Raw genomic sequence first — 23,907 nt, forward strand, 5'->3', positions numbered from 1 at the left:
GGATTGGTGCGCCCGGAGAGATTCGAACTCCCGACCAACTGGTTCGAAGCCAGTTACTCTATCCAGCTGAGCTACGGGCGCACAGAGCGCTAAGTATACAGGCTATACACCACCGGAGTATGGAAAATCGGATATATCCGGTATCGCGCTCTTGCTCGGCTAGTTCAGTGCTTGCGTTGCACCAGAAACAGAAATCCGTAAGTGGATAGACCAGCCGAGGCAAAGATCATGCACATCACCATGATCTGGTAGCGTGCGGCGATAAAGGGGGAGACACCGGACAGTATTTGCCCGGTCATCATGCCGGGTAGCGATACTAATCCTACGGCAAACAGTGAGTTAATCACCGGGATCATGCCTGCCTGGAAGGCGATATTGCGCGAATCGATAAAGCTGTGGCCATGCTTCAGTTCTGCGTACAGGCGCTCAGCCGCCAGGCTAACGCTGGTCATGGCATTGGCAAAAGTCATTCCCGCCAGCGGGATCAGGTAGCGCGGTTCGAACCAGGTTTCGAGCTCCAGTACCAGTTGGGTGATCAGCGCCAGCGTCAGGCTGCCACCGATGCCTACCGAAATCAGAGTAATGAAATACAAGGATTTCCGCTGTTCGCTGATGGTGTTGAGCGCTATCCAGGACGAAGCAGAAATCATCACCAATATGACGGCTATTACAATCAGGCTGGATTGCGCTTCGAAGATGAATACCAGTACGTAACCGATCAGCAACAGCTGCACCAGCATGCGCAGCATCGCCCAGCTGGCTTTGCCAGGCTGAAGGCGCCAGTGCCACATGATGCCAATAACCAGCACCACTGGCACAAAGGCTATTAATAATCGACTTAGTTCAATCATGCTGAGGTTCATAGTCCCAGTGTAACCACGAAATCGGCTGGCAGGGCGCCGATTTTAAGAGGCTTTACACAATCCTTGAGTTAGCTCAATTGGGCTCAGAAGACCTACCATTGATGTACCTCAAGGTATTAGGGCAACGCGGCGAAATACTTCAGCTAAACTAGAGTGATGGAGGGTTTTATCAAGTTGGTTAAAAAGATGACATTGCTGCTCTTGTTGTCCGTTTGTATATTCGCGGCGGGCAATGCTTATGCTGACATCTGGCAGATCGATATTGAAGGCGCTATTGGCCCTGCCACAGCCGACCACATGATTCGTGGTCTGGAGCAGGCTGAGGCGGCGGATGCTGAATTGGTTCTAATACGCATTGATACTCCCGGCGGGTTGGACCTTTCCATGCGCGACATGATCAAGGCAATACTTGCAGCGCGAGTGCCTGTGGTCGGCTATGTGTCGCCCGGCGGCGCGCGGGCGGCCAGCGCCGGGACTTATTTGTTATACGCTACCCATATAGCCGCGATGGCACCCGGAACCAATCTGGGTGCCGCCACACCGGTTCAGATAGGCGGCCCCAGTCTTCCGCGGATGCCGTCTGCTGAGGAGGGAGGGCAGCCGGGGCAGGCGACTCCTGCAGTGGGCAAGAGCCCCATGGAGCACAAAATTGTCAACGATGCCGTAGCCTATATACAAAGTTTAAGTCAGCTGCGTGGTCGTAATGCCGAGTGGGCTGAGCGCGCGGTTCGCGAGGGGGCCAGCCTGTCGGCAGAGGACGCGCTGCAAATGGGTGTTATTGACCTGATGGCGGACTCGGTCGCGGAGCTGCTTGATGAGTTGGATGGCCGGGTGGTGGAGGTGGCGGGGAGCGCGGTCACGTTGGTTACCGCTGAGCTTGCCATAGTTCGACACAGTGTCGATTGGCGCAGTGAATTTCTTGGCGTTATCACTAATCCCAATATCGCCTATATGTTGATGCTTGCTGGTATCTACGGCTTGCTGATCGAGTTCTACAATCCCGGGGTCGGGTTACCGGGTGTGATTGGTGCGGTCTGCCTGCTCCTGGCGCTGTACGCGCTGCAATTGCTTCCCGTTAGTTATGCCGGGTTGGGTCTTATTCTGCTTGGGGTTGCGTTGATGACCGCCGAGGCTTTCGCCCCGAGCTTCGGCATTCTGGGTCCGGGCGGAATTGTTGCGTTTGTTTTTGGTTCCATCATGTTGATGGATACCGATCTGCCCGGCTACCAGATCGCCATGCCTATGATTGCGGCATTTACCGTATTTAGTGTCGGTATTCTGGTAGTTGCTTTGGGCTTGATATTGAAGGCGCGTCGGCAGGAGCTAGTGAGCGGTCTCGATCATTTGCTCGGAGTCAGTGCAGAAATTGAGTACGTGCGTGACAACGTCGCTTGGGCTCGCCTTGACGGGGAGCTCTGGGAGGTGTCCTGTGACACTCGGCTGGCTCCACATGACCCTATTGTCGTCGATGCTATTGATGGCGTCACACTGCTTGTTAGCAAGCAAAAAGAGGAGAGCAGCTAATGCTAGTTATAGAGTACTTCGGAGTCTTTATCGTTTTGCTGGTGGTCGGCCTGCTGATCTCCATTTTCCGGGTTCTGCGCGAATACGAGCGCGGCGTCATCTTTATGCTGGGCCGCTTCTACAAGGTCAAGGGCCCGGGTCTGATTATCATTATCCCGGTTCTGCAGCAAATGGTGCGGGTCGATCTGCGTACCATAGTGATGGACGTGCCCACCCAGGACGTGATCTCACGTGATAATGTCTCGGTGCAGGTGAACGCGGTGATCTATTTTCGGGTTATCGATCCCGAGCGCGCGATTATTCAGGTGGAGAACTATCTGGAGGCCACTAGTCAGCTATCGCAAACCACCTTGCGCTCGGTGCTGGGTCAGCATGAACTGGATGATATGCTCGCCGAGCGCGAAAAACTCAATGCCGACGTTCAGGTTATCCTTGATAAGCAAACCGCCGCCTGGGGTATCAAGGTGGCCAACGTCGAAATCAAACACGTGGACCTTAATGAGACCATGGTGCGTGCGCTGGCGAAACAGGCAGAGGCGGAACGCGAGCGGCGCGCCAAAGTTATTCACGCCATGGGCGAGGCGGAGGCGGCAGGAAAGCTGGCAGAAGCGGCCAAGATACTGTCAGGTCAGGATCAGGCGATTCAGTTGCGCTACCTGCAAACCCTGGTCGAGATTGCCGGTGACAAGAGCTCGACGCTGGTTTTCCCGGTGCCTATCGATATGATGGAAAAACTGAGGTCTTCCTGACACCGAAACCAATGTGGGTCCCGCTGGCAAAGTAAGCGGGTTTCAGGTGGCGTCGATGATGCTAGGCCAGTGAATAGATTAGCTTGCGCTGGGAATCATGATGCTGACGGCGCGTGGCAGAATCTCAAGCCTGATCGGCAGACGTCCGACCAGCTCGCCATCACAGTGGAAAAATTGCTCAGCGTGGGCAGCCACTGCAAGCCGCGGGCTTCTCCAGCGTCGCGCCGCAGGATGTTCATCGATTCTACCGTTGTAGATATAGGTCAGGCTGCGGATCAGCTGCGCCGTGCTCAGCTTGTCAATTAACAGCACTTCAAAAAGACCATCATCAGCGCTTGCCCGCGGTGCAAACCGCATGCCTGCCCCCGCTCTGTCACCGATGCATACTTCAAGCAAGGTGGTCAGGTATTCCAGTTCATCCCCGTCTATGTCAATGCGCAGGGGGGTTGCTCGGTAACTGACGAGGCACTTTAGTAGGTACAGTAAGTAGCGCAAGCGTCGGCCACCGCCGCCACCCATCTTCTCAAGCAGGAAGCTATCGAAGCCGGTACCGGCGCAGTTGAGAAAGAAGTGGTTTGCGGGTTGGCCGCTGGCATTGGTGTAGCTGACCTTGCCTATGTCCTGCTTCAAGGTTACACCCGACCGGAGAACATCTATGCAGGCTTCTGGTCGCGCAGAAAAGCCATAATAACTGGCCCAGTCATTGCCGGTGCCCCAGGGAACGACGCTCAGTGTAACTTCTTGCCTGTCGAGCGATATTTCCTTGAAAATGCCATTCAACACCTCATTTGCAGTGCCGTCACCACCAACCGCGACAAAATTTCTTTGCCCACCTTGCAGCGCGTTGCGCGTCAGTTCGGCACAGTGGCCCTTTTGCTGGCTCACGTGATAGCAGTACCTGACCTTGGCGGCGTCTAAAAGCTCTTGCAGTAACGACCAGTGACGATTACCCCCGCCACCGCTGGCAGCAGGGTTGATAATGAAACAGAATTCCGTATCTGGCATCTACAGGCTTGCTACAACATGGTCGATGTCTACAGTCTAGACCGCGCTTAAGCCAGGCGCCAAAGTTTCTGTTAAGCCCATCTTTGCTGCGTTATATAAGCTATACCAATCGCGGCCCAATTAGGTGAAAATTGTCGGCAAATGATGATTATGCTCATCAAACAGATACCCAATATGTTGACAACATTGCGACTGATGTTGGCGCTTCCTATTAGCTGGCTAATACTGGAAGGGAACTACGGGCTGGTATTATGGGTTGCGGCATTTGCCGGTTTTACTGATGGCGTGGATGGGTGGATAGCACGGAAGCTGGATGCCACAAGCCGCTACGGTGGTATCGTTGACCCGCTGGCGGACAAGCTGTTGTTGGGTTGCATCTTTGTCAGTCTGGCTGTCGTCGGCCAATTACCCTGGTGGGTGGCGGCCACTGTTGTGCTGCGAGATCTCGTCATAGTTATCGGCGCAGTGACCTATCACTTTTTGTATGGTGCCTATGAGGCTGAGCCCAGCTTGTTGGGTAAGCTCAGTACGCTGCTGCAGATAGTCTTCGCGATACTGGTATTGATTTCACAACTGACCCCGCTGGTTGCGCAGACTTTTCTTGAATTCGCTCAGTGGTCGGTAATCATTCTGGCTGCTGCCAGTGGTGGGCATTACGTTTTCACCTGGGCGGCGCGCGCGCGTGCCAGTGCTGCAGTGTTAAAGGAGTGAGCCGTTGCCGCTGGAGCTAAAGCTTCTGCTGTTGATTTGTGCTGCAAATATAGCGCCGGTGATCGCTCATAAAGTCATGAGTAATCGATTTAACCGGCCGGTGGATGGCGGGCTTGTGCTTGGCGATGGCTTCCCGCTCTTCGGATCCTCCAAGACCTGGCGTGGTCTGGTGGCGGCTTTGATGCTGTCCGCAGCGGCGGCGCTGCTGTTGGGTTTGCCCCTCCTGGCCGGCCTTGCTCTGGGCGCAGGCTCAATGTGCGGGGATTTATTGTCCAGTTTCATCAAACGCAGGCTGGGGCGCGCCTCAAGCACACAGTTTCTCGGTCTTGACCAGATACCAGAAGCGCTGCTGCCGTTGCTCGTTGGCCTGGTATGGTTTGATTACAGTTGGCTGGCGATGGCACTGATCGTGGCGGCGTTCTTCGTGCTTGAACTCACTACGTCACCGCTTTTTTATATATTGGGTATTCGCCGCAGACCTTTCTAGCCGACTGAATTCGGCCCTGGCAAGGGTATATCTGCATCCCATATAACGTTAGGATAGAGGCAATGAAGCGATTGGAGAGTGAGCATGGCTGAAGCTATGATGGCATACCCCGAACAGCGGCATCCGTTCGAATATAAGCCAGTGCACCCCGAAGGCAGCGCGACAGTGTTGTGCCAGGGTCGAACAGTTACCCTCAGCCATGTGGGTGCAGGCGATGGTCTGTTGATCAGGCCTGAGGATTTGCCCGAAATTAATGGGTTTACGCTCAAGCCTGAGGGCGCGTGCTACGAAGACTTGTGCATTCCTGTGGGTGAATCTCTGGTGGTTGAGCAAGATGGTGCGCGTTGGTTTGATCTGACTGCCTTTGCAGATTTGCTGGGCCAGCCCTATGTTGCCGATACTGCTGCCAGAGTCTGGAGCTTTGCTGACATTCCCGCCAAGCGCGAGGGCATGATGGTCGATGCGATGGCGCCAGACTTTACGGTTACCGATCGCGCAGGGCAGGTGGTGAGCCTGGCTGACCTTAAGGGTAAGAAGGCGCTGATAGTAACCTGGTCATCCTGGTGAGGCTGCTTCCTGGACGTGCCCGTGTGGCAACGTATATATGAAGAGATAAACGATCCGGATTTCGTACTGATTTGTGCTGCCCAGGACACTGGCGGCGAAGCAGTTGCAGGTCCAATTTTTGACGCGGCCAACCCAACCTATATTCAGGTGGTGGATCAGGACCATATCATTAGCAGCGCCTTTAACTTTGTTAACGTGCCCTCGGCTGCGTGGATAGATGAGGAAGGTAAAATCGTTCGCATAGATGAGGGTACCTATTCTCAGTTACATGAGATTGGTGAGGGCGAGCAGAAGATATCTTTTGGCACGGACGTGTATTCGCCGGCGCTGAAGGATTGGATTGCGAAGGGAGCCGCTAGTGTTCACGTGCAATCTGCCGAGGCAGTGACCAGTAATATTCGGCAGCACACTCCCGATCAGCTGCGCGCAGATGCAGCCTTCCGGCTTGCCAATCTGTTCCGCGAGCATGGTCAGAGTGATAAGGCTGAGCACTACTGGGAAATGGCTAGAGCGTTGAACCCGGATAGCGTCAACTTCATTCGACAAAATCTCACCTTGACGGAAGAGGGTTCAGCTGGCGAGAGTTTCATGAACCTGATGGGCGAGTACATGAGTCAGGGTAAAGACTACTATCGACCTATGGATATTGAGCCTGAACCTGCCGAATAGGTTTTCACGTCAGCTGAGGCCCGCCGTTTAGCGGCGGGGATCATCGCAATAGCTGGAGCTGTAGCTGTGAACCTTGTTGGAAGGGTTGCTAACCTATGGTGAACTTGTCTTCACCTTCTTTTGGTGGCTCGTTGAGTTCATCCTTGCAGATAAAGACACCTTCTGCGCTTGCAGTAACTTCCCCATTAACACGAAACTCGGCGCGGCTCACTTGACGGCGGCCTTCGTTGACCTCATTGATGCCCCACAGCTCTATTGGCGTATTGAGTGGTGTCTTACGCCGGTAGCGAATGGTCAGTGTAGCGGTAAAGCCTGCGCGGCCCGTGATTACGTTGGCCATGGCGAGTAGTTCATCGAACACCGCAGCGATTATGCCGCCATGCACTGAATCGGGTGGCCCGGCGTAGGTCGGGGAGAAAATCACCTCACCGGCGACTTCCCTTGCAGCATGCTTCCAAAGGCGCACCGGCGGTGCTACGGGATTGCGCCTACCTGATATCGGGCTGTAGGGCATGCAGGCCGTTAAATCATCGTCTTGCCAGGCAATGCCCGGCACATCGCTGGCGATCGAAATTGTCGACCAACCCTCACCCTGCTGCAGGCTGGGGGCCAGTACTTGCAGCGCCTTTTGTATATGGGCGCTGGCTTCTGCTATGACTTCAACCGGCGCGTGGGAGCTGCGCAGGTGCTCGATCAATTGCGAGGCATCGGTATTGAGTTGCTCGAGTTGGCTGATGTGTGTGGCGTCGCTCATGCTGCGTATACCGGCCGTGTAGAGTTAAGAGATCGTTATGGTCGCGTAATAAACGCTGTAGGGCAAACCCCGCAGGGCCGCACTACTGGTTCGCTTGGGAAGCCCTGCCACATTCTTTCGCGAGAGCATTGGCGGCGAGCTTAGGCCTCAGAGTCTGCTTCAGGGTTAAGCCATTCCTCAAGCTGTCGCATGACTCGCTGGTCTCGGAGCATGGCCAAATGCCCCAGGTCGTAGAAAATCTTTGTATGCCCCTCAGGGAACTGCAGCTGCAATTCTGGTTGTTTATGCCTGCCGGTTGCGCTGGAGGGGTGTACCAGTCCATCGCCTAGCAATTTCCCAATACGGTCGCCGGAGACTTTGGACAACGTCGCCGCGATTGCATAGTGCTTTATGTCATCAGGTAAAGGCGTAGGTCGACGCACGTCGCCATTGTCGGCGTGCTCATCGTGGTGCTGCCAGTCATCATCCTGCACGTTGCCGTGACGAAGGTCGGTGATGCCCTTGCTGCGCACCCGCCCCAGTGCCGCCAGTGGTGCGCTGTAAGGGCTGTAGGTCAAGCTCTTCTGCAGCCAGTAGCCGCCACGCTCCATTACCGCGCCATGATGTGGTGTGCCTACGTAAACTGCTTTATCGACCTTGGCCAGCCAGGGGTGTTCTTCTTCCTGTGCAATATGCATGGCGCTGCGGGTGAGCAGCCCGCCCATGCTAAATCCAATGACGCTGATCGAATTAACCGGTACTGGCCATTTGCTCAGCAGAGCCGTCAGCTGGTCGCATAGCTCGCGTCCATTGGTTGAGATGTTGCGGCCCGAGTTGTAGAGCGCGTAAACCGGCGTGTAGTCGCTGTTTTCAGCCAGTGCCTCGGCATGGTTGTGTTGATGCGAGGTCCATTCGCGTTCATTCATGCTCAAGCCGTGCACCAGTATCAAAAGTTTGCCAGTGGGGTTAAAGGCATCGTCTGTTAGTGCGTTGGGTTGCGGGTGGATCTCTATAGAGCGTTTCTCTACTTCAAAAAGACTGGCTTTGGTCTGCTCCTGCTTCGGCGCTTGCTCGTCGGCCAGGCAGTTGCTGTCCGCGGTTTCTTTTGATTGTTCCAGCGGAGGCAATAGCATCCGAAGCTGCATCGGTATGGCGAGTGGGTTGCCGCTGTTAGCCAGGTGATCTCCACAAACACCGTTCAAGGCTGCAATTATTGCTTCGCGGTGCGGGCCTGCTGGCAGTGTACGATCCAGGTCTGGCGCCAGCCGCTCCAGTATCCAGTCAGCAGTACCGCTGGTGGTACGAATGACCCGTCTGATTGACTCATGTACCAGGCCTGCAATGCCCTGCGCGCGCCCTTCGGGTTCTTCGCCCAGCGGTAACGGTGTTGCTGCGATGTTGCGATACATGCCCTCGGCAATGTTTGTCACGCCATGAGCAAAGTCAAACGCAAGTTTGGTGCTGCCTCTGATCGTTTTTCCAGTTTCCATGGTGCTATCTCCTGAGTCATCGCGGCGGATGGATGCAGCGAAAATGTGTCATGCGCCTTTCTTGCTGCCAGCAGGTGCCGGTTTGGATACTCGCTTCTTTGCAGGTTTCTTGGTTGCTGGTTTAGCGGCGGCTGCGGCTGCAGATGTGAATCTAGTCAGACAACTGGTGCATAGCAGAACGGCGCGTGGGCCGGTTGGCACGCCTATTGCTGCGCGCTCGCCCATAGGAAGAATGGCGTTGCAGTCATCGCATATACCATTCTGGTTGAGTGTTACTTCTTGCCAGCCAATGACGGTCGCTTCTGCGTCAGGTGCAGCTGTTGCCTCACCTCTGCCGGTGAGTGCTCTTGCAATGTGTGTGCTGTCGATGACAACGCCTTCCACCAGTTCAAAGGTGTTCAACAGCACATTACGCACGATGGTGGAAACGGACAGGCCGAGTTCCTCCGCGCGATCCCGCAGCTCTTCATCGAGCTGCTCAGGGATGCGCGCCTGCAATACGCGGTCTTTGGTTTGTTGGCGCTTGCGCTTTGTGGGCTCGGATTCTTTGGCCATGATGTACTCCCCGGTGCATACACCAATCATGTTGGTGTTAAGCGCTAAGTTAATTACAATGTAATACAAAAGTCAATTAATGTATTACACTAATTATCTCTGAAAACACGCGCCGTGGGAGTGTGTGGCCGCTGCTTGCGTTAGTCTGGCGCAGGAAACTCAGCTAGCGGACATAGCCAATGACAGCTACAAAGTGGCAGAGGGAACCGGCCAGTACAAAAAAGTGCCAGATGCCGTGGGCGTGATCGAGCCAATTGGCTTTGTCCAATACATAGAAAACGACACCGGTGGTGTAGGCGATGCCACCAGCGACCAGCCACCAAAAACCCGCCTCGGGGAGGGCGCTCCTCAGGCTGGCGAATTCCAGAGAGCAGGCCCAACCCATGCCAAGGTAGATAATAATTTGGCTGACTTTGACAACGCGCCCGGACAAAAATATCTCAGAACTGATGCCGATAATAGCTAATGTCCATACCAGAGTCAGAATCTTGATGCCATCGCTGTCGTACATGCTCACCAGCATAAAAGGCGTGTAGCTACCTGCTATCAGTAGGTAGATGGAGATATGGTCCAGTAGCTTGAAGACATTTTTTAGTCTGGGTGCTCTGGAGCTGTGGTAGAGCGTCGACATGGTATACAGCAACACCATAGTCAGGCCGAATGTGGTGAATCCGACAATGACCATCGGGTCATTCGTCTGTATTCCCGCTGTCAGCAGAGCGCCAAATGCGATCAGCGCAAAAACAGCTCCTACCAGATGGCTAATACTGTTGAGTCTTTCACCGTAGTACATTGAGGGGTTTACTCCTGCTGCGGACGGCGGCCTCATACGGAATTCTGAGTGCTTCGCCTTTCACTGGCGAGCCTATGTGGCCGAGTACAGGATTATACCCTCAATGCATGGCCTGCATAGCAGCTATGCGTCGTTGCTCAGTAGCAACAAAGTTTAGCCATTGACTGGCCCATTCTGCCACGTTCTCGTGCTCTGCGGCGCGGGCTAGTACTGGCTTTGCCGGCTCCAGGTTTTTCGCATTGACCATTGCCATTCCCAGCAAGAGCAAAGCTTCCCCCAGTTGTTCGCCGCTGCTTATGTCGACTGCTTTTTGCGCAGCGATCTCAGCGCCTTGCCAGTTATAATCATCCATGTATAGTCGCGCCACCCGCATATGCAGCTCCCCTTCTTTTGATATCGCGGCGGCCTGTTCCAACGGTGGAATTGCTCGATCTTTCTCACCCGACATATACCAGGCTTGGGATAGAAGCTCCAGATTGCGTTTGTTGGCTTCTATACGTTCCGAATCGATTTCTTGCTGTAAGAGTTTTGCGGCCTTGTAAGGTAGACCATTAGCAAAGAACAGGTTGACCAGTGACAGCCTGTGCTGACTTCTCTGCAGGCCTTCGTCGTCGAGTAGAGCCTCTACCAGCGCCAGTTGCTTTTCTGAATCACCTAACTCGCCGTGCAACGCGGCAAGATTGATGAGATATTTTTCTTTAGGGTACAGAGCCACTAATTCGTATAGCACGTCGCGCATTGGCTCAAAGCTCTCGTCCATATAGTAAATTGACGAAAGCAGTAGCAGCCACTCTTCACGGGGTTTGTTACCGGCATCGCGCTCTGTGGCAATGGCCGTGAGCATCGGCGACAGTGCTCCGGCATAGTTCTCCTGACCGATACGCGCTTGCGCCAGCACAACCCAGGATGCCGCTTCTGGCGGTAACTCGTATTTCAGCTCTACCAGATCCATGGCGTAGCGTTCAGCAGCGACATAATCTTCTGCCATTAGCGCAACCTGGCTAATCGTTGTCAGCAGCCAGCGGGTTTGCGATACCGGTATGTCCTCCTGTGCCAGAGCGCTACGGTAAGATTCCATAGCGCGGTCCAGGTTATCCAGCTGATACCAGGCGAACCCCAGCATATTGAAGGCGTGTGCCCGCTCGTAGCTGCTGACTCTTCCTGTGGTAATCGCCTCTAGCTTTTCGATCGCTGTGTCCCACTCGTCTTCTTCAAAGAGTTCTTGTACTGCGGCTATTCTGTCGTAGGTTGCCTTGGTCATGCCGGAGGATTTCTCCGCTACCGCGGCTTGCGGAATCAGCCATATCAATACCCAGAGACAGATAGCAGCTGCTTTTGCGACTGGCATGCTATTTCGCCTTGTCAACGACATTGTAGTAGAACATGTTGTAGACACCCCTAACCTCGATGGCGGCACCACCAATCACACGCGGTTTGTATTTGAAGCGTTTGGCTGCCTCGATAGAGGCCCGATGAAACATGGCATCAGTGCATTCGTCCTGCACCACTTCTACATCCTTCACCGTCCCCGAGGTAGTCACGGTATAGCGCACAAGGCATTCGCCGCTCACGCCTTTCATCATTGCCGAACGCGGATAAATTGGTGCGACTTTGACAATCGGTAGATAGTCGCCTTCGCCGGCGCCAAAGCCATTACTGTTGTTGTCTATGCCGATATCTACGTTGGCAGGCATAGCCGATACCTGAAGCGACTGGCCACTGGTATCTGCTGTGCTCGGTTTTAGCGGCGGTATATCAGGCGCTTTGCTGAGTTGGGGGCGGTCGGGGGTGCGCCGTTTACGCTCTACCTGCTCGTCGCGCTTTATGCGCACGAAGTCCAGCATCAGCAAACGATTGGCGCTTTCCATGCGCAGGTCGGATGACTGAATCAGGTACTGCATAAACCAGGCCAGCGCTAGCGCGGCGCCGGTGCCAAACAGAATTTGTAACAACAGTCGTGCGAAATAGCGGGCATCGTGGCGGATGCGCAGTGCAGACTCCATTGCGGCAATACTGTCTGGCTCAGGAGTCATTGGCGGCAAGTGCTATGTCATAGATACCGGCGCGACGCGAGGCATCCATAACCTGTACCAGCGTATCGTTCTTGGACTCTTTGTCGGCCTGGATCACCAGTGTTCCTTTGGGGTTCTCAGCATGCAATCTTTCAACGATAGAGCGCACCGATCGAATATCGACCTGTCGGCGATTTATCCAGACGTTATTATCGGCATCGATTGCCACAAGAATACTGGCCTTTTCCTGTAGCACCGCGGTGGCCGCCGAGGGCTTGTCGACGTCGATCCCAGCTTCTTTGATAAAAGTGGCCGTAACGATGAAAAAAATCAGCATGATAAATACCACGTCGAGCATCGGCGTGATATCGATCGAGCTTTCTTCTTCCTCGATTGGACTCTTTAAAAAATCACGCATCTTCGACTCCCAAGTAGGCTAGTCGCGCCGGTAGCGCGCTGCGTTCAGCTACGGCACGGTTTTCAGTGAATCTGGAACCCAGTAGTCCAAAGATTGCTACCACCATGCCAGCCAAGGTTGAGACTGTTGCTTTGGAGACCCCAGCGGCCATCGAGCGTGGATTGTTGGTGCCGGTGGCTGCCAGCGCGTCAAATACTTCGAGCATACCGGCTACCGTACCCAGTAAGCCCAAGAGGGGGCAGATCTTGATGATGGTCGAGATCAGCCCAAAACTGCGATTTAAGTCTGCGTTGATGCGGTGCCGCAAATGCTCGCGGTATTGCAGCGCGTACCAGCTGACCTTGTCTTCGCGAGCTTCCCATAGCCGGACTGCGCTCCGTAATTGTTCTGGGTAGAGAAAGTAAAGGTAATAGATCCGCTCACACAGAAGCGACCAAATCAGCATCGCCATAATAAGTATCAGTGCGAGGATATTGCCACCCATCGCTAACAGGTCGCCCAGCCATGGCAGCACCGTGTCGATGAATACCATCACTGCTGCTGCGCCTGCTCAGCCTGGTGAGCCACCACAGCCACTGCCTCATGCTGCAAGATATCGGTAATTGAACGGGCCCGGCTTTGCACCACGTTGTGTAGCAATAGAACCGGTATCGCCACACTCAGACCCAATACGGTTGTAATCAGTGCCTGGGATATCCCGCCGGCCATAAGTCTGGGGTCACCAGCACCAAACAGAGTGATCGCCTGAAAGGTGACAATCATGCCAGTGACAGTACCTAACAGCCCCAGTAGCGGTGCTACCGCGGCTATTATTTTCAGCAGCGATAAATAGCGAGTGATGCGCGGGACTTCCTTGAGCACCGACTCTCCCATCTTCAATTCCAGCGTCTCTACGTTAAGCCTGGTCAGTGACTTATAGGCGAGCAATATTCGCCCCAACGCATTGTCGTCACGGGGGCTGGAAAGTTCGCCCAACTGCTTTCGAATGCGCTGCGACTCCAGCATGAGGATGACGAAACGCGATACAGCAAGCAAGACGCCGAAAATTCCTAGACCTATGATGATGTAGCCAATGACCCCGCCCTGACCTATGCGTTCCGAAAGGTTCGGGGCCTGCGTCAGGATTGCCAGAAGCTGTCCTCGCACAGGATCGATCGCAAAAACAAATGCCCCGGAATCGTTGGCGGCCAATGCTTTGGGGCCCTGCAGATAACGAGAATCGGGCTGTCTGGCAAACTCTACCAAGCGGCCGGTTTCAGGGATGTATTGCAGGTACTTGCCGTCAGCAACCACATTGAACAATCCTACGCGGGTGACCTGAGCCTCCACCTCTTGTCCGGAGCGGTCAATAATATTGCGGGTGCTCGTAACAATGCGGCCGGACTCCACCATCTCCTGCTGCAGCTCAAACCAGACTTTTTCAATCTCTGCCAGTGCTGGCAAGCGATTGGCTTGACCCATGCGGCCCGCGAAATCGACCAGGAAGGTATTACGTTCGGGGTAGTCCAGCTGTGTCAAAGAGCCATGGAACTGCGCCTGGCTATCACTTGCAACCTGCTGGAGTACGCCAAACAATTCTTTCAGCGACCCCATGCGTTCGCCAAGCTTTTCTTCCAGCTCGGCAATTTCTTCTTCATTAACGTCAAACTCGGTTTCTTGCTGCTTGCTGAGCGTTTCTTGCCGCGTTTGCTCAGTAATAATATTATCCAACATTTCCTGCCGGCTGCTTTCTTCCTGACGAAAACGCTTGAGCCGTTGAGTGTTCTCCTTTTTCTCAATCACTCTTCCTTCGCGCACTGCTTCCAGTAAGCCGTCCAGTGTTAGAGTTTCTGAAGTTTGCTGAGCTGATGCACCGAACGCCGTTGCTATGAGTAGCAATCCTGTGAAAAAAATTCTCATCGGACTATCTCCTGAGTCGGATCAAGCGCAATGGAAATCATCTCGGGCGCGACTTCTTGACGCGCTACCCTAAGGCCCTGCTCGATATGCCGCAGCCAGGGTGAATTGGCAAGCGGCTCCCATGTATTCTGTTTACTATCCCAGTACCCCACCTCGTCGCTGCCTATGGTGCGGTAGAGCAGGCCTACGCGACCGATGCGGAGAAAATCTGCGTCGAAGCTGGCGTCTTGGAGCTGAAGTTTTGCTTTATAGGCCTCTATGGTACGTCCGTAATCATTTTCTACCTGATAGGCCTCCATAACCCGCCGTACTTTTTCTGCCACAGTCACATCTGCGCGCAACATTAAGCCGCGCAGCTTGGCCACCCGATGGCGTCGCTCTGTTAACAGAAAGGGCACATCCAGTTCTATAAACTGTTCCAGCCCATCGACCATCCTGGCCATCAGTGGAAGAATTTGCCGAGAAACTACCGCCACCTCAGAAATAGAAGACCGCAGTAACTCAATCTCCTCCCGCTGGCTGGTCAGCTGTTTGCCTAGCATTGTGTTGTAAAGCTGCAGGCCTTCAACCAGCTTTAGATGGGTATAGTACTCATCGACCAGATTACGGCTTCTGCCGTGCATGGCATCAACCTGTTGCTGGGTATCGCGACCTTGCTCAGTGCGCTCGATGCCATCGCTTTCAAGCTGCTTTACTTGTTCAGCGCCTTGTTGCTGGGCAACGAGTGTCTGGGGGATAAGTATGAGTAATAAAAAACCCGCAGAATACTTCCTGAACCTGCTCATCATAAAGACCACCTGGCGGGCTTTACGTAACCCACACTTATTGATTAGACACGCCCAGTATCATAAACACACGGATGTAGCCTGCGTTGATGCACATCAAAGCCAGACGAACAGACGGGTGGAATGACTGATAATACGCGTCGGTTAAGTGCGTATTCAAATTTCTTTGATGCGCATCATGGCGGCACCAGCGTTTACTCGGCTACAGTGATCGTTTTTGCACCAAAAGGATGTGGAGATGACTGAACATGAGCGCAGCACAGCGGAATTGAAGGATGTGGAAGAGCTAATCCCGGAAAGCGATGCTCATGGCGCTCAGTTATTGCATGAATTGGCAGAGATGCGGCGTGACCCTGAAGCGATCAAGGCCTTGTTCCAGAGCGGTAAGTATCCTTACAGCAGCAAAATGCCCTCCGCTGAATACGAGAAGAAAAAGAAGAGTCTCCAGGTTGAGTTACTCAAGGTTCAACATTGGGTAAAGGAAACCGGGCAAAAAGTCGTGGTGTTGTTTGAAGGTAGGGATGCGGCCGGTAAGGGTGGCACCATCAAACGCTTCATGGAGCACCTCAACCCGCGGGCCGCCCGTGTGGTCGCATTGGAAAAGCCAACGGACACCGAGAAAGGTCAGTGGTACTACCAGCGCTACATCAAACATTTGCCCACCGAGGGTGAGATGGTGATGTTTGATCGCTCCTGGTACAACCGGGCGGGTGTCGAACGTGTTATGGAGTTTTGTACGCCGGAAGAGTATCTGGAGTTCATGCGAGTGACCCCGGAGCTGGAACGTATGATGGTGCGCAGTGGGGTCAAGCTGTTCAAGTATTGGTTCTCGGTTACGCAGGAGGAGCAGCGCACACGCTTTAGCCGCCGTGAGAACGACCCTCTTAAGCAGTGGAAGCTTTCGCCGATTGATCGGGCTTCACTGGATAGGTGGGAGGCCTACACTGAGGCCAAGGAGGCCATGTTCTTTTACACAGATACCGCAGATGCCCCTTGGACAATCGTCAAGTCATCTGACAAGAAGCGCGGTCGAATTGCCTGTATGCAGCACTTTTTGTCGAGTCTGGATTACCCGAACAAAGATGAAAAGTTGGTGAATAACCCAGATCCACTGATCGTTGGTCACAGCCAGCATGCAATCAGTCGTTCCAGACATATTCTGGGGCCATCATTGAACGAGTGGTAGAGGCGCTTGCATGCGGGCTTTGTAGGATCTATAACTATATAATGGTGCGATAGCCCAAAGGATCACGAGTAACATGGCGTGAGCATTTGGTATAAAGGGTTAAGCAATAATAAAAGACCAATATGGGGAATACATAATGAATGCCGTCGTACTAGCACGTAACTCTATGCTCGCAATGATGTTGTCACTGACTACCTTTTCTGTCCAAGCATCATCAGATGGGCCCTCTGACGCAGCGAAAAAGTATTCCCCCCCGGCAAATACAACGCATGCAACCAATGTCTATTGGGGCGATTCCCATTTGCACACCGGCTTGTCCCTGGATGCGGGTTTGTTCGGGAATATACTCGGCCCGGATGAGGCTTATCGTCTCGCTCGGGGAGAAAAGATAACCGCTTCTTCTGGTATACCGGTGCAGCTGGCTCGACCCCTGGATTGGATGGTGGTCGCAGATCACTCCGACATGATGGGCATAGCGACAGATATTAAGGAAGGTGCGCCTAATATCCTTGCCGAGGCCAAAGGCAGGGAGTGGCACGAAGGCTTTGTAAAAGGTGGGCAAGCAGCTGCAGAGGCTGCTTTTGACCTGATTCAGAATTTTTCCCAGATGACCGTGCCCGAGCCGTTGGTTAAAGATTACAGTCCCGGCTCAGAAGTGTTTACCAGAGTCTGGAAAGAGATTGTCGACAATGCAGAGCACCACAATGAACCTGGGCTGTTTACCGCCTTTATTGGTTATGAGTGGACCTCCGTGCCCAAGGGTTTCAACCTGCACCGTAATGTGATTTTTCGTGACAATGCTGACAAGGCGCTAATGGTCGATCCTGCCACCACGCAACCACCTACCGGCAGCACTAACCCCAAATCCTTGTACAAATGGCTTGAGGATTATGAGAGCAAAACTGGCGGTCGAGTCTTCGCCTTTGCCCACAACGGCAACCTTTCCAACGGCTGGATGTTTCCTACCGAAAAAACCTACCACGGTGGCGTAGTTGATAAGCAATATGTAACACAGCGCGCGCGCTGGGAACCGCACTATGAAATCACCCAGATCAAGGGTGATGGCGAAACGCATCCGAGCCTTTCGCCCGATGATGAGTTTGCCGATTATGAGAATTGGGCGGTTGGCAATCTGGATCTGAGTGAGTTGAAAACCCCCGCGATGCTGAAAGGGGAATACGGCCGTGAAGCCTTGAAGCTGGGCTTACAGCTGGAGAAAAAATTCGGCGTTAATCCCTATAAGTTTGGAGTTGGCGGGGCGACCGATAGTCACACTGCATTGGCCACCGCGGATGAGGATAACTTTTTTGGCAAGTCGACCAGTGTTGAGCCCAGTAAAGACCGTATCAGTCATCCGTTTGTAGAATCTGAGCTGGGGGAAATTCCCGGTTATACCCTGGTGGCATCTGGCTATACGGGCATCTGGGCTCATGAAAACACGCGGACGGCACTGTTTGACGCCATGGAGCGCAAGGAAACCTATGCCACCACAGGGCCGCGGATGACGGTTCGTTTCTTTGGTGGGTGGGACTTCAAGGAGCAAGACATCACTGCCAGTAATTCCGTAGACATCGGCTACGCCAAAGGCGTACCCATGGGCGGAGATCTGCAAAAAACGCGAGGTAAGAAGGCGCCAGTTTTTATGGTTCAGGCCAGCATGGACCCTTTGAGCGGTACCTTGGATAGGGCGCAGGTTATAAAAGGATGGATGGATGCGAAGGGGAAGACCCATGAAAGGGTCTATGACGTTGCGGTGTCTGATGGCCGTAAAATCGATAAGAGCGGCCGCTGCAAGCAGCCGGTGGGTAATACCGTAGACCTGGAAACGGCCACTTGGAGCAATAGCATTGGTGCTGGCCAGCTGAGCGCGGTCTGGACTGACCCGGACTTTGATCCGAAAGAGTCTGCATTCTATTACGTACGTGTACTGGAAATTCCAACTCCGCGCTGGGTTCTGTATGACAAAGTGCGCTTAGGTGCAGAGCTGCCTGAGGCAGCGGAGTTGGTAGCACAGGAGCGTGCTTACACTTCAGCTATCTGGTATTCGCCCAAGTAGCGGTTTAACGCCGTCTTTTAGTCCGGGCCAAGACTATGGCGCCAGGTGATCTCTGGGTTGTCGAACAAACGTCGTGATTTGATGGCGCCCCAGCTACCGGCCTTGTAAGTGTCTATGGTCTCATCGTCCGCGGCCCAGGCCCGGATGACCGGGTCTACTATGCGCCAGGCCCACTCCACTTCGTCCCAGCGCAGGAATAGTGATTGATCGCCCTCAATCACATCCAGCAATAGATCTTCATAGGCGTCCGTGCCCCTTGCGTCGCTATCTGCAAAGCTGGCATCCAGGCTGGTAGCGCGCGTAAGCATTTCCAGCCCGGGCTCTTTGACCGTCATCTCTATTCGCAGGCACTCTTCTGGCTGAATGCCCAGCACCAACCAGTTGCGTTGCAGCGAATCTACGCCAGTACCCTTGAAAAACTGCTGCGGCGGTTGTTTGAAGCAGATTGAAATCATTGAGCGTGCTTCTTTCATTCGCTTGCCGGTGCGCAGGTAAAACGGTACGTCCCGCCAGCGCCAATTATCGATATGCAGTTTGAGTGCGGCATAGGTCTCGGTATTTGAATCGGCCGGAATACCTTCCTCTTCGAGATAGCCAGCCACGGAATCTCCGTCAATCGCCCCGGTGGCGTACTGAGCACGATGGGTGTGGTCGTGGACATCTTCTGGCTGTAGCGGCCGTATCGACTTCAGTACCTTCACTTTCTCGTCGCGCATATCTTCGGCTGCCATCGACACAGGAGATTCCATGGCGATCAGCGTCAACAATTGCATCAGGTGGCTTTGCAGCATGTCTCTGAGCGCGCCTGACTCATTGTAGTAGCTCCCGCGGGAGCCAACGCCCAGTTGTTCGCTGTGAGTAATCTGAATATGGTCGATATAGTTGCGGTTCCACAGTGGTTCCAGCAGCAGGTTGGCGAAACGAAATACCAGTACATTTTGTACCATACCTTTGGCCAGGTAATGGTCAATGCGAAACACCTGACGCTCCTCGAGTCGCTTGGAGATGGTTTGGTGTAATTCCTGCGCGCTTTCCAGATCAGAGCCGAAAGGCTTCTCAATGACGACGCGACGCCAGCCATGAGTTTCATCCAGCAATTTGTTGTTGCTAAGTTGGTCTGTTACCGCGCCAAAGTCCTGGGGCTTGATCGCCATATAGAAAGCCAGATTGGATTGGCCCTGCTGGTGCAGGTGTGCGGCCAGACGTGGGTACATGGCACTCTCTTCAAGGTCTCCCCGGAAGTACTCGATACGCGCGCAAAATTTCTCCAACGTTATCGGATCGATATCGCCTCTAGCCTTGGCCGCAACCCAGCTCCTCGCCTTGTCCAAAAAGCCGTCAGTACCCCAGTCACGTCTGCCGCAGGCCATAATCCGCAGGCCATCGGTAAGCTTTCCGGCTTGATCCAGGTGATACAACGCAGGTATCAGCTTTACCTGGCTAAGGTTTCCGGTGGCGCCAAAAATAATAAACGTACAGTCCTGACTCACAGCACTGTACTTGTTGCCAGAGGTTTTGTGTTCATGCGTCGTAAGCCCCCGAAATAGCGTTTCCATTGAGTCCGGCCCAGTCCGTATGAAAGCGTTCGCCGCGTTCCCTGTCGACCCTTTCATAAGTGTGCGCACCGAAGTAATCGCGCTGTGCCTGAATCAGGTTTGCGGGCAGCGTGCCCGAACAATAGCCGTCGAAGAATGCCAGGGCAGATGACATCGCCGGTACCGGTATGCCAGCGTCGATAGCTAGTTTGACCGCGGCACGCCAGCCCGGCATGGCGCGCTGAATTTGCTCTATGAAGAAGTCATCCAGTAACAGGTTCTCCAGCTCCGGGTCTTTGTCATAGGCTTGTTTAATATTGTCCAGAAAGCGACTCCTGATGATGCAGCCGCCACGCCACATCAGGGCCACACCACCATAGTTCAGCGGCCATTCGAAATCGACGGCGGCCTGTCTCATCAGCATGAATCCCTGCGCATAAGAGATAATTTTGGACGCGTAGAGCGCATCGTGTATGGCGCTGATTGCGCTGTCACGGTCGCCAGCTATTGGGATGGAGTGACTCTTATACGCCGCGTTCGCATCCAATCGCTCGCGCTTGCGAGCGGACAGTGCACGGGCATAGACAGCTTCTGTGATCAGCGTGAGTGGCGTGCCGTTATCCAGGGCATTCATTGCTGTCCATTTGCCGGTGCCCTTTTGGCCGGCGGCATCAAGAATTTTGTCCAGCAGTGGAGCACCGTCTTCGTCTTTGACGGTAAAAATGTCGGCAGTAATCTCAATCAGATAAGAGTCCAGTAAGCCCTGGTTCCACTCACTGAACACCGCGTGTAATTCATCGGCACTCATGCCAAGGCCGCGGTGCAGTAGGTCGTAGGCTTCTGCAATCAATTGCATATCGCCGTATTCAATGCCGTTGTGGACCATTTTTACAAAGTGGCCGCTTCCGGCAGGCCCTACCCACTCACAGCAGGGCTGGTCGTCTACCTGGGCGGCGATGGACTGAAAGATATCTTTGACTGCGGGCCAAGCGCGTTCATCGCCGCCCGGCATAATAGAGGGTCCAAAACGGGCGCCTTCCTCGCCACCGGAAACGCCGCTGCCAATAAAGTAAATGCCTTGTTCTTTAAGCTCTTCAAAGCGGCGGTTGGAGTCGGGGAAATGGGAGTTGCCGCCGTCGATGATAATGTCGCCGGGGTCCAGGTGTGGGGTAATGGCTGCGATGGTTTCATCGACCGCTGCGCCCGCCTTTACCAGCAGCATCACGCGGCGAGGTGCCTTAAGCTGTGCAACAAGATCAGCTATTGAATGGTGGCCGGTAATGGATTTTCCCTGCGCACCGCCGGCGATAAACGCATCCACCTTGTCCGTCGACCGGTTGTAAACTGCTACCTGAATACCATGATCGCTCATATTCAGAACCAGGTTCTGACCCATCACGGCGAGACCAATTAATCCAATATCTGCCTGTTGCATACGAAACTCCCGGTTCGGTTAAGTCGCTAAGACTATCACGCTGGTGGGCAGTCCTCACTAGGGGTTCGTGAGTGATGCGGTCCATGATTGGGGCGGGAAGGGTTGTGTTCTGACTTAAACGAAAGAAGGGTGACTGCGACAGGAGTTGCCGCCGCAGTCACCCTCGGAGCTTTGGTTCTACTTCATCAGGTCAAAGCGATCGAGTTGCATCACTTTGGTCCACGCTGCCACAAAATCGTTAACAAAACGCTCCTGGGCATTGTCATAGGCATACACTTCAGCGATAGCTCGTAGCTCCGAGTTTGAGCCGAAGATAAGGTCTACCGGTGTAGCGGTGTACTTTACTTCGCCTGAAGCACGATCTACGCCCTGGTAAATGCCGTCATCACCAGCCTTCTGCCAACGAGTCGACATATCCAACAGGTTCACGAAGAAATCGTTGGTCAGCATGCCTGGCTGGTCGGTGAAAACCCCGTGCTGGGCTCCATCAGTGTTGGCATCGAGCGTGCGCATGCCGCCTACTAACGCTGTCATTTCAGGTACCGTCAGGTCCAGCTGATCAGCCTTGTCCACCAGCATTTCGGCTGGGGAACGATAGCTGGTTTCCGCATTGAAGTAGTTACGGAAGGCATCAGCTCGTGGCTCCAGCAGTGCAAACGACGCCACGTCGGTCTGAGCCTGCGAGGCATCGCCGCGGCCAGGAGTAAATGGCACAGTTACCTTGGTCCCGGCATCTTTTGCAGCTTGCTCGATAGCGGCCGCGCCACCCAGTACGATCAGATCGGCGAGGGACACTTTGCTACGATGGGAATCGTTAAAGTCTGCCTGAATACCTTCCAGCGTATTCAGGACTCTAGCCAGCTCCTCAGGGTTGTTGGCAGTCCAGTCCTTTTGTGGGGCCAAGGCGATGCGTGCACCGTTTGCCCCACCACGCATATCCGTGCTGCGGAAGCTGGCCGCTGACGCCCAGGCGGTACGAACCAATTCAGGAACGGTTATACCCGAGTCAAGGATGTCCTTTTTCAGAGACTTGATATTACGAGTGCTGATGAGTTTGTGGTCAACCTCGGGAATCGGGTCTTGCCAGATCAACTCTTCGCCTGGGATGTCTTCACCCAGGTAGCGAGCACTGGGGCCCATATCTCGATGGGTGAGCTTGTACCAGGCTTTGGCAAACGCCAGCTGGTACTCAGCCGGGTCAGCAAGGAAGCGCTCTGCAATCGCTTTATACTGAGGGTCAAACTTTAGCGCCAGATCGGCCGTGGTCATGACCGGTGCGTTTAACTTGCCCTCGACATGCGCGTCGGGAACTGAGCTGTGCATCGACTCGTCAGTGGGAGTCCACTGAATAGCGCCGGCAGGGCTGCGGGTTTGTTCCCATTCCAGATTGAGCAGGTTTTGCAGATACAGGCTGGTCCACTGGGTGGGAGCCTGGGTCCAGGCGCCTTCCAGTCCGCTGGTTGTGGTGTCTTCAGAGTGCCCTTTGCCACAGCTGTTTTTCCAACCCAGGCCTTGCTCTTCAATGCCTGCCGCGCCTGGCTCAGGTCCTACGCAATCTGCAGGCTTGTGCGCGCCGTGCATTTTGCCAAAAGTATGGCCGCCGGCTATCAGGGCGACAGTTTCCTCGTCATTCATCGCCATGCGTCCGAAAGCTGTACGGATATTTTTGGCGGATCCTACCGGGTCAGGCTTGCCACGGGGACCTTCAGGGTTGACGTAAATAAGGCCCATGTGAGTTGCGCCCAATGGACGCTGCAGCTTGCCATCTTTCTCATGACGATCACTGGCCAGCATCTCTACTTCAGGGCCCCAGTAAACAAGATCGGGTTCCCAGTCATCGGCACGACCACCGGCAAAGCCGTAGGTCTCAAAGCCCATATTCTCCAGCGCCACGTTGCCTGCCAGAATCATTAAGTCACCCCAGGACAGACTTTCGCCATAGGCTTGCTTAACCGGCCACAGTAAGCGGCGAGCTTTGTCGAGGTTGCCGTTGTCCGGCCAACTGTTGAGAGGATCGAAGCGCTGCTGGCCGCCGTCGCCACCGCCGCGCCCATCCAGTGTGCGGTAGGTGCCCGCGGAGTGCCATGTCATGCGAATGAAGAAAGGGCCATAGTTGCCGAAATCAGCAGGCCACCAGTCTTGCGAGGTGGTGAGCAGCGCATCGATATCCTTTTTGACCGCAGTCATATCCAGCTGGCTGAAGGCCTCGGCGTAGTTGAAGTCTTGACCGAGTGGGTTGGAGCGCGAGTCGTGGTCGCGTAGAGGCGACAGGTCAAGCTGGTCAGGCCACCAGAACTGATTGCTCTTGGGTGCGCCTTCAGCGACCTTACCGCTGCCCATTGCTCCTGCAGGCTTGGATATTGTGGTGGAAACTTCGCCCAGAGCGGTGACAGGGACAACGGAAAGTGCCATCACCCCTGCTATTGCCGCCGACA

The 23,907-nt window shown here is 54.2% G+C and carries 22 protein-coding genes and 1 tRNA gene; 7 read left to right on the forward strand and 16 right to left on the reverse strand.

Annotation, left to right across the window (positions count from 1 at the left end; translation table 11 throughout):
• Positions 1–4: 4 nt before the first annotated feature.
• Together EYC98_RS06595 and EYC98_RS06600 are read right to left on the reverse strand one after the other, a co-directional pair.
• A tRNA-Arg gene (locus EYC98_RS06595) sits at positions 5–81 on the reverse strand.
• 83 nt (positions 82–164) lie between these two features.
• Positions 165–851, reverse strand: a complete 687-nt coding sequence (locus EYC98_RS06600; protein ID WP_279244524.1) for an ABC transporter permease — start codon at positions 849–851, stop codon at positions 165–167.
• Positions 852–1,049: 198 nt separating this feature from the next.
• Between EYC98_RS06600 and EYC98_RS06605 the strand changes: the two genes are divergently transcribed.
• Both EYC98_RS06605 and EYC98_RS06610 read left to right on the forward strand, forming a co-directional pair.
• Entirely contained in the window at positions 1,050–2,387 is a 1,338-nt protein-coding gene (locus tag EYC98_RS06605) for an NfeD family protein (RefSeq protein ID WP_279244525.1), read from the forward strand.
• Positions 2,387–3,136 (forward strand): slipin family protein, encoded by a 750-nt coding sequence (locus EYC98_RS06610; RefSeq protein WP_279244526.1) that lies wholly within the window; start codon positions 2,387–2,389, stop codon positions 3,134–3,136. The genes EYC98_RS06605 and EYC98_RS06610 overlap by 1 nt, the downstream gene beginning before the upstream one ends.
• 78 nt (positions 3,137–3,214) lie before the next feature.
• On the opposite strand, the gene EYC98_RS06615 is transcribed toward EYC98_RS06610, so the two are convergent.
• Positions 3,215–4,141, reverse strand: a complete 927-nt coding sequence (locus tag EYC98_RS06615) for a diacylglycerol/lipid kinase family protein (RefSeq protein ID WP_279244527.1) — start codon at positions 4,139–4,141, stop codon at positions 3,215–3,217.
• A gap of 174 nt (positions 4,142–4,315) precedes the next feature.
• On the opposite strand from EYC98_RS06615, the gene EYC98_RS06620 reads away from it, so the two are divergent.
• The 3 genes from EYC98_RS06620 to EYC98_RS06630 all read left to right on the forward strand — a co-directional run bounded on the left by EYC98_RS06620 (position 4,316) and on the right by EYC98_RS06630 (position 6,575).
• Positions 4,316–4,852, forward strand: a complete 537-nt coding sequence (locus EYC98_RS06620) for a CDP-alcohol phosphatidyltransferase family protein (protein WP_279244528.1) — start codon at positions 4,316–4,318, stop codon at positions 4,850–4,852.
• A gap of 4 nt (positions 4,853–4,856) precedes the next feature.
• The gene (locus EYC98_RS06625; protein ID WP_279244529.1) at positions 4,857–5,339 is read left to right on the forward strand and encodes a CDP-archaeol synthase; all 483 of its coding nucleotides are present in this window, start codon (positions 4,857–4,859) and stop codon (positions 5,337–5,339) included.
• 84 nt (positions 5,340–5,423) lie between these two features.
• Positions 5,424–6,575 (forward strand): redoxin family protein, encoded by a 1,152-nt coding sequence (locus EYC98_RS06630; protein ID WP_279244530.1) that lies wholly within the window; start codon positions 5,424–5,426, stop codon positions 6,573–6,575.
• 88 nt (positions 6,576–6,663) lie between these two features.
• Here the strand turns inward: EYC98_RS06630 and EYC98_RS06635 are convergent, their stop codons facing one another.
• The 10 genes from EYC98_RS06635 to EYC98_RS06680 form a co-directional block, all read right to left on the reverse strand.
• The gene (locus EYC98_RS06635) at positions 6,664–7,329 is read right to left on the reverse strand and encodes a PaaI family thioesterase (protein WP_279244531.1); all 666 of its coding nucleotides are present in this window, start codon (positions 7,327–7,329) and stop codon (positions 6,664–6,666) included.
• 140 nt (positions 7,330–7,469) lie between these two features.
• Positions 7,470–8,798, reverse strand: a complete 1,329-nt coding sequence (locus tag EYC98_RS06640; protein WP_279244532.1) for an esterase/lipase family protein — start codon at positions 8,796–8,798, stop codon at positions 7,470–7,472.
• Between the two features lie 48 nt (positions 8,799–8,846).
• Positions 8,847–9,353 (reverse strand): hypothetical protein, encoded by a 507-nt coding sequence (locus EYC98_RS06645; RefSeq protein WP_279244533.1) that lies wholly within the window; start codon positions 9,351–9,353, stop codon positions 8,847–8,849.
• Between the two features lie 163 nt (positions 9,354–9,516).
• Positions 9,517–10,146 (reverse strand): PAQR family membrane homeostasis protein TrhA, encoded by a 630-nt coding sequence (gene trhA, locus EYC98_RS06650; protein ID WP_279244534.1) that lies wholly within the window; start codon positions 10,144–10,146, stop codon positions 9,517–9,519.
• Positions 10,147–10,246: 100 nt separating this feature from the next.
• On the reverse strand, positions 10,247–11,494 hold the full coding sequence (locus EYC98_RS06655; protein ID WP_279244535.1) for a tetratricopeptide repeat protein: 1,248 nt from the start codon (positions 11,492–11,494) through the stop codon (positions 10,247–10,249).
• 1 nt (position 11,495) lies between these two features.
• Entirely contained in the window at positions 11,496–12,179 is a 684-nt protein-coding gene (locus EYC98_RS06660; protein WP_279244536.1) for an energy transducer TonB, read from the reverse strand.
• On the reverse strand, positions 12,169–12,576 hold the full coding sequence (locus tag EYC98_RS06665; protein WP_279244537.1) for an ExbD/TolR family protein: 408 nt from the start codon (positions 12,574–12,576) through the stop codon (positions 12,169–12,171). The genes EYC98_RS06660 and EYC98_RS06665 overlap by 11 nt, the downstream gene beginning before the upstream one ends.
• Positions 12,569–13,108: a MotA/TolQ/ExbB proton channel family protein gene (locus tag EYC98_RS06670; RefSeq protein ID WP_279244891.1), complete on the reverse strand. Its 540-nt coding sequence runs from the start codon at positions 13,106–13,108 to the stop codon at positions 12,569–12,571. Before EYC98_RS06670 ends, EYC98_RS06665 begins: the two co-directional genes overlap by 8 nt.
• A complete protein-coding gene (locus EYC98_RS06675) occupies positions 13,108–14,475 on the reverse strand; it encodes a MotA/TolQ/ExbB proton channel family protein (protein ID WP_279244538.1) in 1,368 nt (455 codons plus the stop codon). The genes EYC98_RS06670 and EYC98_RS06675 overlap by 1 nt, the downstream gene beginning before the upstream one ends.
• Positions 14,472–15,263: a DUF3450 domain-containing protein gene (locus tag EYC98_RS06680; RefSeq protein WP_279244539.1), complete on the reverse strand. Its 792-nt coding sequence runs from the start codon at positions 15,261–15,263 to the stop codon at positions 14,472–14,474. Before EYC98_RS06680 ends, EYC98_RS06675 begins: the two co-directional genes overlap by 4 nt.
• A 235-nt stretch (positions 15,264–15,498) precedes the next feature.
• Here EYC98_RS06680 and ppk2 point away from each other — a divergent pair, with 235 nt between their 5' ends.
• Complete coding sequence (gene ppk2, locus EYC98_RS06685) at positions 15,499–16,446, forward strand: polyphosphate kinase 2 (RefSeq protein WP_279244540.1); 948 nt, start codon at positions 15,499–15,501, stop codon at positions 16,444–16,446.
• Between the two features lie 136 nt (positions 16,447–16,582).
• Positions 16,583–18,502, forward strand: a complete 1,920-nt coding sequence (locus tag EYC98_RS06690) for a DUF3604 domain-containing protein (RefSeq protein ID WP_279244541.1) — start codon at positions 16,583–16,585, stop codon at positions 18,500–18,502.
• Positions 18,503–18,519: 17 nt separating this feature from the next.
• On the opposite strand, the gene zwf is transcribed toward EYC98_RS06690, so the two are convergent.
• The 3 genes from zwf to katG all read right to left on the reverse strand — a co-directional run bounded on the left by zwf (position 18,520) and on the right by katG (position 23,812).
• Entirely contained in the window at positions 18,520–20,058 is a 1,539-nt protein-coding gene (gene zwf / locus EYC98_RS06695; protein WP_279244542.1) for a glucose-6-phosphate dehydrogenase, read from the reverse strand.
• Positions 20,024–21,472, reverse strand: a complete 1,449-nt coding sequence (gene gnd / locus EYC98_RS06700) for a decarboxylating NADP(+)-dependent phosphogluconate dehydrogenase (protein ID WP_279244543.1) — start codon at positions 21,470–21,472, stop codon at positions 20,024–20,026. Before gnd ends, zwf begins: the two co-directional genes overlap by 35 nt.
• 177 nt (positions 21,473–21,649) lie before the next feature.
• Positions 21,650–23,812 (reverse strand): catalase/peroxidase HPI, encoded by a 2,163-nt coding sequence (gene katG / locus EYC98_RS06705; protein ID WP_279244892.1) that lies wholly within the window; start codon positions 23,810–23,812, stop codon positions 21,650–21,652.
• Positions 23,813–23,907: the final 95 nt, after the last annotated feature.

It is taken from the genome of Candidatus Litorirhabdus singularis, assembly GCF_026262625.1.
In the GTDB taxonomy this organism is placed as follows: Bacteria; Pseudomonadota; Gammaproteobacteria; order Pseudomonadales; family Halieaceae; genus Litorirhabdus; species Litorirhabdus singularis.